Origin of the sequence: Pseudoalteromonas prydzensis (assembly GCF_001661495.1) — a bacterium.
GTDB lineage: Bacteria > Pseudomonadota > Gammaproteobacteria > Enterobacterales > Alteromonadaceae > Pseudoalteromonas > Pseudoalteromonas prydzensis.
In genome coordinates, this window is sequence record NZ_BDDT01000001.1 from 416351 (window position 1) to 429940 (window position 13590).

A 13590-nucleotide genomic window follows, 5' to 3' on the forward strand; every position below is an offset into this window, starting at 1 on the left:
GTTAACTACCTTACTTAGGTTCATTCAATTGAGATTGGGTTGAAAGCCAATTTGAGCGGATCAACATTTCAAGTTCATCGACAACATCCTTAATATTTTCTTGTGCGCGCAGTAAAGACTCACGACTGGCAAGACTATCCGATGTTTTTTGATCAAATATGGTGTTAAATGATGATGAACTGGCTGTAATAGCTGAACTATGGTTAATAGGGTAACTCATCACTTGACGACCAAATGCACTACGAACATCTTTAACAATGTCACGTTGTGAGTGGTTACCTTTAACGTAATTAGTGACTAAAAACTGCATAAAGTCCCAGCCTTCATGGCCTAAAGAAGCCACTGTGTGATAAATTTCACCTAAGCGTTTAAGATATTTATTGTTCGCATCAAAGTCTACAGCTTCTGGATGAACAGGAATTAGCATGGCAGTAGAAGCCATTAAAGCGTTATAAAACATAAAGTTAAGAGAAGGAGCTGTATCAATTAAGATAATATCAAATTGGTCTTTGACGGGCTCAATGACTTTTTCGAGTAATTTATGATAATGACGAGTAACATCATAACTTGAGCTATCTTTTAACAAGGTCGCTGTTTCATGCTCAAAATAAAAATCATCCATACCAGAAGGTAATATTCGGATATTTGGAATATGCGTAGGTAAAAAAGCATTCGTAACAAGTTGTTGCCAGGTTTCATCCGCATCTAAATCAATACAATCACGCATTAAATCACCAACCGTAATTGGTTCAGGTTCGCTAGGTGGGAAAAAACTTGAAGAAGAGCCTTGTGGATCTAAATCGATAATACCGATGCGGTAACGCTTAATATTTGTAGTTGCTAACGCAGCTGCAATATTTACCATACTGGTGGTTTTACCACAGCCGCCTTTTAACGAATTGATCACAATAACCTGTAATTTATCGTCAACATTGCGATGATCTGGCTGAATATCCATGATATCTGCCATTGCAAAGATATTAACTAGGGTATACGCATAATGACCATTAGCACCGCGTTTGATATTTAACTCGTCAAAATCGCCATTGTCATGTCGGCGTTTTAAAGTGCGGTTGTTACAGCCTAACAGATCAGCTGCTGCCTTTTGGGTATAGGTGCGTAGTTCTTTTTCTTCTGATTTTAAATGGGCACGATAATGCTGAATACGTCCTGCTAATGATTTTTCTGCTACTTCTGCAGTTGCTTTTAAAAGCCGATAGGTGGAGAGCGCATTATTATGAATTGACATACTTTCTTCCTCAAAGTTAGGCATTTAGTATAATGTCCATTCAAATGACTGTAAACAACTATTTATGACGACATCACTTTTAATAACAAGACATTAAAAAAACCTATTGAAGACTTAATATCGCTTAGTATAAATAAAGAAGTTTAAAGGTGGTTAAATATATAAGGTAGTAAAGGTTAAGGGGCTAAAATATGAATATAACCTCATGAAATATATAAACAATAGTAAAAAAAGTGGATCAGGTTTATACTTAGTTAAGATCAGATCTTTAGTTACTGGCAGATCACTATTTTACTTACCGGAAATTTAATAATTGAGTTATACACAGCTTGAGCACAGTATTATGCACAAAAAGTGTCGTTTAGATCAGTTTTTTACTAAGTAAATTAAGATGTTATCCACCATCTATCTGTAAATATAGTGGCTTTAATTAGTATAGATCTGATCTGTAGTAGGTATAGATCAGATCTATGCTAACTGATCTGCTGATTATCCACAGCCTAGTAAGAAAAAACATAATTATGTCGTGTGTTTAATCGTAAAAAATGAAAAAAGACGGACAATATTTTAGTTGAGTTAGTAAAAATTAGACTTATAACCCCTCAGTTAGTAAAAAAGTGATCTCAAAACGTCAAAGATCATGCTATGTTAGTAAAAAAGTGATCTGAAAATATATTTTAAACTCAGATCAAGTTTATACTAACTTAAACATTTAACTTTTACAGTTTAATGTGTTGTTATTAACTGTCGCAACAAATTTGGAAATAAGAACAATGAACCGAAAGGTCAACATCTCGGTAGATAACTTGCCCGATACATTACGGGGCCAGATCCACGGGGTGGAAAGTGCAATTGATAACGAAAGCCTCGCATTATTTACAGATAATAAAGATGTACGTGTATCAATAGAAAATGCAGCGCATGGTTTACGAGCCTATTCAAATACATTTAATCATTATGATTTATGGGGACGCTTTGTTCGCTCAGGTCATAAAAAATTACCTTTAGAAGAAGCACCAAAAAAAACCATCATCACTCGGAAAATATCAGAGAAAGTTGATGGAATTTTATATGATGGTGAAATTAAAATTACACCTGCTGTAGTCAGTAGCCGCAAAGATGGTGAGGATGTTGAATATTTAGTTTGGCCATCAGATCGCGAAGAAAAAGTTGAACGTGCTCTTATTCGTTTAGCATCAAAAGGTAAAATCGTAAAAATTAATTTTAAGTCCGGTATTCAATATGCTGTGGTTTTTTCGATGAACGAATTAGCTCAGGAACTTAAGGCTGTTGGGCAATCGATGCCTTACCCGCAAATCAAAGAAGCATTAGAAGCATTACAAGGTTCGAAGTTATCTTTTAAATATTCTGCGACAGATACAAAAAATACAGATATCGATGATTCATTTTACGAATCAAACATGAACTTTTTGTCATCTCTTCACTTTAGTGGAAAGAAAGGGCAGGGCGGGAACGTAAAATGTGTGGCATGTTTGAATGCGTTTGTGCATAACATGATCGATAATCTTGAATACAAAGGTTATTACTTCAATAGTGCACAAGAATTAAAACGCGGATTATCTCGTTGGATGATGCTTCGCCTTTATCATTTATGGCGCTATGCTGCACCAGGTAAAACATATCATTTTAGATTACTTTCTATTATGGAAAAATATGGTTCAATATATTCGACCGATGATATTACAGAAAATAAATTAAAAGCACTGCGTCGTGATATGACAACAACAATGAAAGATTTAATTGAGAAAGGTGCAATTTCAGAATACAGCATCACTAATGTTAAAGATGATAAAACAGGTAACATTGTTGACTATACCTATGAAATGCATCCATCTGATCAGTTCTGTGATGAAATACTAACGTTGAACAAGCATAACAAACGAATTGAGATCCAAGGTGGAAAACGTATTGTTGAGAATGCTGTCTTAATTGATGAAGATAAAATTGAAGCTATTGTAGAAGATTGATTTTAATTCACGCTAGTATAATTTACCAAAAGGCCGCTATATAGCGGCCTTTTTAACATAATCACTTATCAACTTGTTCTAAATAAAGCCTATCAACAAGAAAATCATATTCACGTTTTCGCGGGTGGCTTTCAGGTTTTTGATAATCTGACAAAGTGCCGAGTTTTACATCTGGTTCAGGATTAATCAAAATAAAGGGCAATGCTGCACTTACATGATAACGGTTTTGTGCTGTATATCTAACATTCACTTGAGGGCTTACGCGAGTTGGCCGGCGAATTCTTAACTTTTCTTTATCACCTAAACTTGCAACTCTTGATTGTTCTTGAGCAACAAGAGCTTGCCAGCTGTGTTGGTCTATCATCCGAGGATTAGAGTAACCTGCGGATTTTTCGAGCATGGCGAGAGCCATTTTTTTAGTCAGCGTTTTGGTCGCATGCTTATGCATCCAAGTAAAGCGAACTGAAAAAGGGGAGTCAATTTCAAAGTGCACTTTGCGATATGCTGCTAGTGTTATTAAATTTGGAATCGCATTGTGTACAGCTTCAAAGCGAGCATCATTATTATCGATTGCTAAAATACAATCTTTAAATGAAGCTTTTGCTTTATTTAATTGTTGAATCCGCGCAACGAGTTGTCTTTGATCTGCATTATCAATAACCAATAGACCTGGGTGGCGCTTTAAAACACGACTACTGAGGTCAGTTTTTTTATATATATCTGTAAACGAATTTAATATTGCTCTGTGGGCTTCATCGCCAGTTATTTTTTTAACACTGATAGATTGGGGAATCACTTTTTCATCCCGACTTTCAATATCAGGTAATTGATAATATTCAGCCTTTTTGTAGCCACAGGATTTAAGATCATCAATAAATAAGTTTGTTAAATCACTAAGTAAGTCGAACTGACTGCGAATTTGTACTTTAGTTACCATAAGAACACATCATACTAATTTGATACAGCTAGTCTACCATAGTGAAAAATATTTTCTATATTTAATCACCGCACATTCCTTTTGGTTATATTTAGCTAAGTTTATCTCGGGGCTAAGTTTAAATTATTAGCACATTGAGTATGATGTGTTCTTTTATGTGTTTGTTTCTATATCTATAGTTTGTAGGCGCATTAATTTGTTCTTCTTTTGAGTTAAGTGCATTGCACATTAAGCAAATCTCTAGTGTTTTGGCATTAGCTAAGGTAATTAAATGACACATTGGATGTAAAACCTCTACCAATCAATTAAAACGGTCTTGCGAAATTATATTAAGTTACATAGCCTCTATAACTTAAAATATCTTCGGGCTTATTCCTGGCGCTTGAGTATAGTGATGAGCGAATTACTACGACTCAAGACACAATGTTACAGCTTTACTTTATCACTGCTCCCTGCAAAATATCCAAGAGCAGTTTGTAATTTAAGAGTTGCTAGGGTAGTAACAGAAATTTAGTACCAAATAGAAACATTACAAAATCTAATTATTACAATTTGGGACGGATGAAGATCATATTCATTCTTTAGTTCAGTAAGTTCTGACCTACAGCATAACTAAGTTGGAACGATGATTAAAAATTTAACGGCAATTAGAGGAGGTTTAAAAGTGCTGCTATGTCAAACAACAATTATGGCTAACTCCATTTTAGATCATCCGTTAGCTATGCTCTAACCAAATATTCCGTTCATTAATTAAGTACCTCCTTAGCAAAAGAGTTTGCCCTGAGGATACTTAACGCTAGCTCATAGCACATAAAATAAAAACCAGCTACTTGATAACTTATAATTTTTATAATTAACTGTAAAGTTTAGAGTACAGCCGTCAATTATTCAAGTATGATGTGTTCTTTATGTATCTGTAATGATGCATGTTTGGTAAGGCATGCTCAGTATAATCAGGGAGAGTAGTTTATCTGTTTAAAATTAATGATTTATAAGTAATTTCCAGCTGGAAATAAAATGATAAAAACAGATTACTGATCAGCGAATTTCAATAATATTTATCTCATAACTAAATAATTGATAATTAGCGAATATAGTCCTTGAACAGGGGGGCCGCATACGTTAATTTTCACCTAACAGGTAAACGTAGGAATGAGGAAAGAACATGCAGTCGTGGAACCCAAATAGCTGGAGAGAGCTCCCAATACTTCAGCAACCACAGTACCCAGATCAACAAGGGCTTAAAAGCGTAGAAAACCAATTAAAAAGTGCGCCACCTTTAGTTTTTGCTGAAGAAACACGTAGTTTGTTTAAACAACTTGAAGATGTGTGCGAAGGGCGTGCATTTTTACTACAAGGTGGCGATTGTGCTGAATCATTTAGTGACTTTAATGCTGCTAATATTCGTGACACCTTTAAAACCATTTTACAAATGGCGGTTGTACTTACCTATGGCGGTAAGTGTCCTGTCGTTAAGATTGCGCGAATGGCTGGCCAATACGCAAAACCGCGCTCAGCAGATTTGGAAACGATTGATGGCGTTTCATTGCCTTCATACCGCGGCGATATTGTAAACAGCTTTGAATTTACTGAAGAAGCGCGTATTCCAGATCCTCAACGTTTAATGACTGCGTATCATCACAGTGCTGCAACATTAAACTTATTGCGCGCATTTGCACAAGGGGGACTTGCTGATTTACACCAAGTTAACCGTTGGAATATGGGCTTTGTGGCTGCAAATCCACTAAAAGAGAAATACCAGCAGTTAGCTGACAAAATTCAAGACGCCCTAGAGTTTATGGAAGTGTGCGGGATCAACTCGACAATTGCGCCAAGCTTGAAAGAAACTGATCTATATACTTCTCACGAAGCTTTATTACTCGGTTATGAAGAAGCACTAACACGTCGAGACCACTTATCGGGTGATTGGTATGATTGTTCTGCGCACTTTGTTTGGATTGGTGAACGTACTCGTCAGCTTGATCATGCCCACATTGAGTTTTTCAAAGGCATTAAAAACCCAATAGGGGTTAAAGTTGGCCCAGGTATGGACCCAGACGAACTAATTCGTTTAATTGATGCAGTAAACCCAGATAACATTCCAGGTCGTTTAACGTTAATTACACGCATGGGTGCTGATGTATTGCCAGAAAAGCTACCAGCGCTAGTACGAAAAGTACAACAGGAAGGCCGTAAAGTAATTTGGAGCTCTGATCCAATGCACGGTAATACTGAAAAAGCCACTTCAGGATATAAAACCCGTAGCTTTGACAATATTCTACGTGAGATCAGTCAGTTTTTTGCTGTACATAAAGCCGAGGGTTCATACGCCGGTGGTGTACATTTAGAAATGACTGGTCAACATGTCACTGAATGTACCGGTGGTGCTTATGGGTTGTCAGACGATGATTTAGCACAACGTTACCGCACGCAGTGTGACCCACGCTTAAATGCAGACCAAGTATTAGAGCTTGGCTTCTTAGTGGCAGACTTATTAAAAGACGCACGTAAGTAAATAAGTAACCCGCATTAATAAAAAGCCGCAACTGCGGCTTTTTTAATGTCCGATATTATTTAAAAACAGCAGAAGTTAGTACTTACGGCGCTCTAAACCTGTATCAGAAATGATTTTTGCTGAAATTTCTTCAACAGAATGGTGTGTTGAATTTAAGTAAGGGAGTTTATGTTTTTTATACAGCATTTCAACTTCACGTACTTCAATACGGCACTGTTTTAGCGATGCATATTTAGAGTTTGCCATACGACGTTGGCGAATATCAGCCAGCCGTAGTGGGTCAATTGTCAGGCCAAATAGTTTTTGCTTATATGAAGTTAAACAAGCAGGTAACTTGCCCGTTTCTAGGTCATCTTCTGTAAGCGGATAATTAGCTGCTTTAATACCGTATTGTAAAGCAAGGTATAAACTCGTCGGTGTTTTACCACTGCGACTTACACCCACTAAAATAATATCAGCCTCTGCGTAATTTTTGATGTTTGCACCGTCATCATTTGTCAATGCATAGTTAACCGCATCAATTCTAAAATCATAACTTTTCTCATGCATTGAATGTGTTCGGTGTACTTTAGGTACCGGTGCAACTTTAAGCTCGTCCTGGATTTTATCACTAAAAGTGGTCAAAAAATCATAACTCACAGCATTAGATGAGCGAATGATTTCACTTAGGCTATGATTAACAAACGTAAAAAAAACCAATGGTTTTTCACCTTCACGTTGTGATGTTGCATTGATCAATGCTTTTACTTCGTTAGCTTTTGCTTCAGTTTCAACAAATGGAATAGTTTTATGGTTAAATTCGACGGGAAATAAAGACAAAGTCGCATGGCCAAATACTTCAGAAGTAATGGCAGTACCGTCAGAAATATAAAATGCAGTTCTCATATTAACCTTTTTATTACGTTATAGAGTAAAATGGGGTCCTTACGGTTTACGTAAGGTCTGTTGCCAGTGTAGAATGAAGGTGACCTTTTTAGAAGGTTTTCTTTCTTAACTCTCACAGTTAATACGACAATTTGTTTTTTGGAGAAAGACCCGTGCAAGAATACGTTCTCTGGTATCAAGAGCTTGGTATGCAAGATGTTCCACGAGTTGGTGGCAAGAATGCCTCACTTGGTGAAATGATTTCTAACCTAGCTAACGCTGGTGTACAAGTGCCAGGTGGTTTTGCTACAACCGCCGACGCCTTTAATGAGTTTCTAGATCAATCAGGACTCAATGCAAAAATTCATGACATTCTCGACACTCTTGATGTTGATGATGTAAACACACTAGCCAAAGTAGGTGCTGATATCCGCCAATGGATCATCGACACACCATTCCAACCTAATTTAGATCAAGCAATCCGCGATGCATACAGCCAACTCCACGGTGATGCAACAGCTGATGTATCATTCGCCGTTCGTTCATCAGCAACTGCTGAAGACATGCCAGATGCATCGTTTGCAGGTCAGCAAGAAACCTTCCTAAATGTTCGTGGTATTGACTCTGTCATGGTTGCCATCAAACATGTATTCGCTTCATTATTTAACGACCGCGCAATTTCATACCGCGTACACCAAGGTTATGATCACCGTGGTGTTGCATTATCTGCGGGTATTCAGCGCATGGTTCGCTCTGACAAATCAGCATCAGGGGTAATGTTCAGTATCGATACTGAATCAGGCTTTGAAGATGTGGTATTTGTTACATCAAGCTATGGACTAGGTGAAATGGTTGTACAGGGTGCGGTTAACCCTGATGAATTTTATGTTCATAAACCAACACTTGCAAAAGGTAAGCCGTCGGTAGTACGTCGCAATATTGGCTCTAAAGCTATTCAAATGATTTACTCAGCTGATGAAGCACATGGTAAACAAGTTGAAATTGTGGATGTGGACACTGCGCTTTCTAACAAATTCTCAATCACAGATGCAGAAGTTGAAGAACTTGCTAAGCAAGCTGTGATCATCGAAAAACACTATGGCCGTGCCATGGATATCGAATGGGCGAAAGACGGTAACGATGGCAAACTTTACATCGTACAAGCACGCCCAGAAACAGTTCGCTCAAACGAAGATACCAATGTTATGGAACGCTTCCAATTAAATGGCAGCAGTAATGTTGTTGTCGAAGGTCGCGCGATTGGTCACAAGATTGGTTCAGGTACAGTACGAGTACTTAATTCGATCAGTGAAATGGACCAAGTTCAAGTTGGCGATATCTTAGTTACTGATATGACAGATCCAGATTGGGAGCCTATCATGAAACGCGCTGCAGCGATTGTTACTAATCGTGGTGGTCGTACATGTCACGCAGCAATCATTGCCCGTGAATTAGGCATTCCGGCGGTAGTTGGTTGTGGCAACGCAACTGATTTAATTAAAGCTGGCCAAGAAGTTACCGTATCATGTGCCGAAGGCGATACCGGTTTCATTTACGAAGGTATTCTAGACTTTGAAATCCTCACTTCTCGTGTAGATAAAATGCCTGAACTACCAATGAAAGTTATGATGAACGTGGGTAACCCTGATCGCGCGTTTGATTTTGCACGTTTACCACACGCAGGTGTTGGTTTAGCCCGTGTTGAATTTATCATCAACCGTATGATTGGTGTGCATCCTAAAGCATTATTAAATTTTGATGCACAAACTGATGCATTAAAAGCAGAGATCACAGAAATGATGGCCGGTTACGAATCACCGGTTGAGTTCTATATTTCAAAACTGGTTGAAGGTATTGCAACACTCGGTTGTGCATTTGCGCCTGAGCGCGTTATTGTTCGTATGTCTGATTTTAAATCAAACGAATACGCTAACTTAGTTGGCGGCCAACAATATGAGCCAGAAGAAGAAAACCCAATGATTGGTTTCCGTGGTGCTGCACGTTATATCTCGGAAGATTTCCGTGATTGTTTCGCGCTTGAGTGTGAAGCAATAAAACGCGTACGTAACCAAATGGATATGACCAACATTGAGATCATGATCCCGTTCGTACGTACCCTTGAAGAAGGTAAACGCGTTATTGAATTACTTGAAGAGCATGGCCTTAAACGTGGCGACAACGGCTTAAAAGTAATCATGATGTGTGAACTGCCATCAAATGCACTACTTGCAGAAGAGTTCTTAGAGTACTTTGATGGCTTCTCAATTGGTTCAAACGATTTAACTCAGTTAACACTCGGTCTTGATCGTGACTCCGGTTTAATCGCTCATTTATTTGATGAACGTAACCCTGCGATCAAAAAGTTACTTTCTATGGCTATTCAAACAGCCAAAGCCAAAGGAAAGTATGTAGGTATTTGTGGTCAAGGTCCTTCAGATCATGAAGACTTTGCAGCCTGGTTAGTAGAGCAGGGCATTGATTCTGTTTCACTAAATCCAGATACAGTAATCGAAACATGGTTATACCTTGCTAAAAAATTAGCAAAGTAACAAGCCACGATTAAGATGAAAAATGCCAGCTTATTTGCTGGCATTTTTGTTTACGCAATTAATTTTAAACAAGTTTAGCGGGCGAGTTTTTTATCTAAAAATGCACATGATTTAGTCAAGGCTTTTTGACATAGTGCCAGATAATAGCGTGCTTTTGGATAATAAAATGAAAAGCACATTAACCCCGCAATAAAAAATATCAGTGACGGACCAGGCACAAGCGCAAAAAATAATCCCAGCAACATACATAGGCTGCCAATAAATAATAATAAACATTTTTTCATTTTAAAAGTTCCGTGCAATTAAGCTTACTAACATCAGTATAGATAATCTGGTTCTTATTACGACAAAAAGAGTGTTACAAACTGTGAAATCTTCAATTTCTATTGCGCTTTAGCATGATATAATCTAACAAATGCCTTAATTTATCACCGTCATGATAGCAACAATAAGCCAACAAGATGCCGCGACCGAGTTAGTCGCAAGTTACCTAAAAACAATAACTAAACAAGGGTTTACTGGCGATACAGATGCAAGTTACGGCACTCGTCTAACCGCATCAACCGACAACAGTATTTACCAACAATTACCGCAAGGTGTTATTTTTCCAAGAACCGAAAAAGACATTCAAATTGCCCTGCAAACTGCAGCTCAAGACCCTTTTTTATCGTTAACTTTTGGCCCTCGCGGCGGTGGTACCGGAACCAACGGTCAGTCTTTAACACCGGGTATTGTTGTTGATTTATCCCGCTACATGCGCGAAATTCTCGAAATAAACGCTGAAGAAGGCTGGGTTCGTGTACAGACAGGGGTTATCAAAGATCAACTTAATGACTTTTTACGCCCGTACGGTTTCTTTTTTGCACCTGACTTATCAACCAGTAACCGCGCAACCATTGGTGGCATGGTTAATACAGATGCATCCGGGCAAGGTTCATTAGTGTATGGCAAAACCAGTGACCATGTTTTAGGCCTAACAACCTACTTAATTGATGGTACACCAATGTCGACCAGCCCGATTGAGATTGAAAAAGCCAAACTCATCGCCGAGCAAGACACCACAATCGGAAAACTATACGCTACGGTTTTAGATATTTGCTTATCAGATCGAGATGCGATTTTAGCCAAGTTTCCACGTTTAAATCGGTTCTTAACGGGCTATGACCTAGAACACACACTAAGTGAAGACTTACAAACTTTTGATATGAGTCGGCTAATAACAGGCTCAGAAGGCTCACTTGGTATCGTCACCGAAGCAAAACTTAATATTACGCCTATTGCTGAATTTAAAACCTTGATCAATATTAAGTACGATAGCTTTGATTCTGCACTGCGTCATTCACCATTTTTAGTTGCGGCGCGGGCAACGTCTGTTGAAACCGTTGATAGTAAAGTGCTTAACCTTGCACGCCAAGATATCGTTTGGCATTCAGTATCGGACTTAATAACCGATGTTGCAAATAAAGACATGCAAGGGCTCAATATGGTTGAGTTTAATGCGGTGTCAGTTGACGACATAAAAGACAAAGTTGAAAGCTTATGTAAATTACTCGATGATTGCGTAGCACAACAAAAAAATGGCGTGATTGGCTATCAGCTTACCAGCGATAAAGCAGACATCTTAAAAATTTACGGCATGCGTAAAAAGTCAGTTGGCTTATTAGGTAATGTAAAAGGCACACAAAAACCACTGGCGTTTGCGGAAGACACCGCAGTACCACCGGAAAATCTCGCCGATTTCATCGTAGAGTTTAGAGCATTACTTGATAGCCATAATTTACAATATGGTATGTTTGGCCATGTTGATGCAGGTGTATTACATGTACGTCCAGCGCTGGATATGTGCGATCCCGAACAGGAAAAATTACTACGGGTGATCTCTGATGAAGTTGTGAAGCTGACGGCTAAATACGGCGGCCTAATGTGGGGTGAACATGGTAAAGGCTATCGTAGCGAATACGGCCCTGAGTTTTTTGGGGAGCATTTGTTCAATCAATTACGCCGTATAAAGGCTGCATTTGATCCAAACAATCGCATCAATCCAGGTAAAATATGTACACCCATTGACTGTGAGGACTCACTTGTTAGTGTTGACGATCAAAAGCGAGCATGGTTTGATAAGCAAATTTCTGTCAATGTGAAAACCAGTTTTAACAACGCCATGACCTGTAATGGTAATGGTATCTGTTTTAACTACGACGAAAAATCACCAATGTGCCCATCTTATAAAGTCACGGGTGATCGCCGCTATTCACCAAAAGGCCGCGCGAGTTTAATGCGCGAATGGTTACGTTTACAACAAACTAAAAATATAGATTTATTAGATGTAGAAAAAGAACTCAACAAAGGTGAAGTGATCACCTGGTGGGAGCGTTACCAACACAGCCGCGATAAGAAAAAAGGCATATACGATTTTTCTCACGAAGTAAAAGAATCTATGGATGAATGCTTGGCATGTAAAGCATGTACAACAGCCTGCCCAATTAAAGTAGATGTACCAACTTTTCGTTCTCGTTTTTTAAACTATTATCACAGTTATTATGCACGTCCACTAAAAGATTATTTAGTCGGTAATATTGAAAACAGCGCACCTGTTATGGCAAAGTTTTCAAAAATAATAAACCCAATAGTCAAGACTAAAATTGTTGGCGCGTTGATCAAAAAAACGGTTGGCTATGTTGATACACCACTGCTTAGTACGCCTTCACTTAAAAAGCGTATCAAGAAACAACATCAATTTAATTTTCAACAACTACGCGCACTTACACCCGAACAACAAAATGATTATGTGTTGATTGTGCAAGATCCGTTTACCAGTTTTTACGAAGCTGAATTGGTAGAAAGTTTTATACAGGTCATTTCCGCTCTGGGTAAAAAGCCAATTCTATTACCATTTTTACCAAACGGGAAGCCGCAACACGTAAAAGGCTTTTTGCATGAATTTAAAATTACCGCTAAAAATGCCGCTGCGTTTTTAAATTCATTGTCAGAAATAAATGCCCCTTTGGTAGGTTTAGATGCATCATTAGTCATGTGTTACCGAGATGAATATAATTCTATATTAGAAAATGACCGTGGTGAGTTTGAAGTGTTACTTGCCCATGAATGGTTAGCAACACAATCGTTTAAACCGCTGGCAGATAAAGTAACTAGCGATGCAACGTTTACTTTGTTAAGCCACTGTACTGAAACAACCGCATTACCAAAAGCGGCAAATGTTTGGCAAACAATTTTTTCAGATTTAGGTTTAACACTTAATACTACGGCAACCGGTTGTTGTGGCATGGCGGGTACTTATGGCCATGAAGCGCAAAACCAAAATAACTCGCGGGCATTATATGAAATGAGTTGGCAGGGTGTTGTGGAAAAAAATAAACCTGAGCAATTATTAGCAACAGGATTTTCTTGTCGTAGCCAAGTTAAACGTTACGAAAAGTTCAAGCCTAAACATCCGATTGAACTACTCGCAACAAAATTGGCGTAGCACA

The 13590-nt window shown here is 38.3% G+C and carries 8 protein-coding genes; 4 read left to right on the plus strand and 4 right to left on the minus strand.

Features of this window, described 5'->3' with window-relative positions:
• Positions 1-10: 10 nt before the first annotated feature.
• Positions 11-1249 carry an AAA family ATPase gene (locus A7968_RS01730; RefSeq protein ID WP_016706541.1) on the minus strand — a complete coding sequence of 413 codons (1239 nt, stop codon included), beginning with the start codon at positions 1247-1249 and terminating at the stop codon, positions 11-13.
• A gap of 773 nt (positions 1250-2022) precedes the next feature.
• Between A7968_RS01730 and A7968_RS01735 the strand changes: the two genes are divergently transcribed.
• Positions 2023-3237 carry a hypothetical protein gene (locus tag A7968_RS01735; RefSeq protein WP_064664849.1) on the plus strand — a complete coding sequence of 405 codons (1215 nt, stop codon included), beginning with the start codon at positions 2023-2025 and terminating at the stop codon, positions 3235-3237.
• Between the two features lie 61 nt (positions 3238-3298).
• Here the strand turns inward: A7968_RS01735 and A7968_RS01740 are convergent, their stop codons facing one another.
• The gene (locus A7968_RS01740) at positions 3299-4174 is read right to left on the minus strand and encodes a DNA replication terminus site-binding protein (protein WP_064664850.1); all 876 of its coding nucleotides are present in this window, start codon (positions 4172-4174) and stop codon (positions 3299-3301) included.
• A gap of 1165 nt (positions 4175-5339) precedes the next feature.
• On the opposite strand from A7968_RS01740, the gene A7968_RS01745 reads away from it, so the two are divergent.
• Positions 5340-6689 (plus strand): class II 3-deoxy-7-phosphoheptulonate synthase, encoded by a 1350-nt coding sequence (locus A7968_RS01745; protein ID WP_064664851.1) that lies wholly within the window; start codon positions 5340-5342, stop codon positions 6687-6689.
• 75 nt (positions 6690-6764) lie between these two features.
• Here the strand turns inward: A7968_RS01745 and ppsR are convergent, their stop codons facing one another.
• Positions 6765-7574: a posphoenolpyruvate synthetase regulatory kinase/phosphorylase PpsR gene (gene ppsR, locus A7968_RS01750; RefSeq protein ID WP_064664852.1), complete on the minus strand. Its 810-nt coding sequence runs from the start codon at positions 7572-7574 to the stop codon at positions 6765-6767.
• 152 nt (positions 7575-7726) lie between these two features.
• Between ppsR and ppsA the strand changes: the two genes are divergently transcribed.
• Positions 7727-10102, plus strand: coding sequence for a phosphoenolpyruvate synthase (ppsA, locus tag A7968_RS01755; protein WP_064664853.1), 2376 nt, complete (start codon positions 7727-7729; stop codon positions 10100-10102).
• 74 nt (positions 10103-10176) lie between these two features.
• Here ppsA and A7968_RS01760 read toward each other — a convergent pair whose 3' ends face one another.
• The gene (locus tag A7968_RS01760; RefSeq protein WP_064664854.1) at positions 10177-10386 is read right to left on the minus strand and encodes a hypothetical protein; all 210 of its coding nucleotides are present in this window, start codon (positions 10384-10386) and stop codon (positions 10177-10179) included.
• Between the two features lie 152 nt (positions 10387-10538).
• Here A7968_RS01760 and ydiJ point away from each other — a divergent pair, with 152 nt between their 5' ends.
• On the plus strand, positions 10539-13586 hold the full coding sequence (gene ydiJ / locus A7968_RS01765; RefSeq protein ID WP_064664855.1) for a D-2-hydroxyglutarate dehydrogenase YdiJ: 3048 nt from the start codon (positions 10539-10541) through the stop codon (positions 13584-13586).
• Positions 13587-13590: the final 4 nt, after the last annotated feature.

Bases quoted from the DNA above. Each gene is read 5' to 3' on its own strand.
- A7968_RS01735 (WP_064664849.1), top strand. From the start codon at position 2,023: ATGAACCGAAAGGTCAACATCTCGGTAGATAACTTGCCCGATACATTA.
- A7968_RS01730 (WP_016706541.1), bottom strand. From the start codon at position 1,249: ATGTCAATTCATAATAATGCGCTCTCCACCTATCGGCTTTTAAAAGCA.
- A7968_RS01740 (WP_064664850.1), bottom strand. From the start codon at position 4,174: ATGGTAACTAAAGTACAAATTCGCAGTCAGTTCGACTTACTTAGTGAT.
- ppsR (WP_064664852.1), bottom strand. From the start codon at position 7,574: ATGAGAACTGCATTTTATATTTCTGACGGTACTGCCATTACTTCTGAA.
- A7968_RS01760 (WP_064664854.1), bottom strand. From the start codon at position 10,386: ATGAAAAAATGTTTATTATTATTTATTGGCAGCCTATGTATGTTGCTG.
- ydiJ (WP_064664855.1), top strand. From the start codon at position 10,539: ATGATAGCAACAATAAGCCAACAAGATGCCGCGACCGAGTTAGTCGCA.
- A7968_RS01745 (WP_064664851.1), top strand. From the start codon at position 5,340: ATGCAGTCGTGGAACCCAAATAGCTGGAGAGAGCTCCCAATACTTCAG.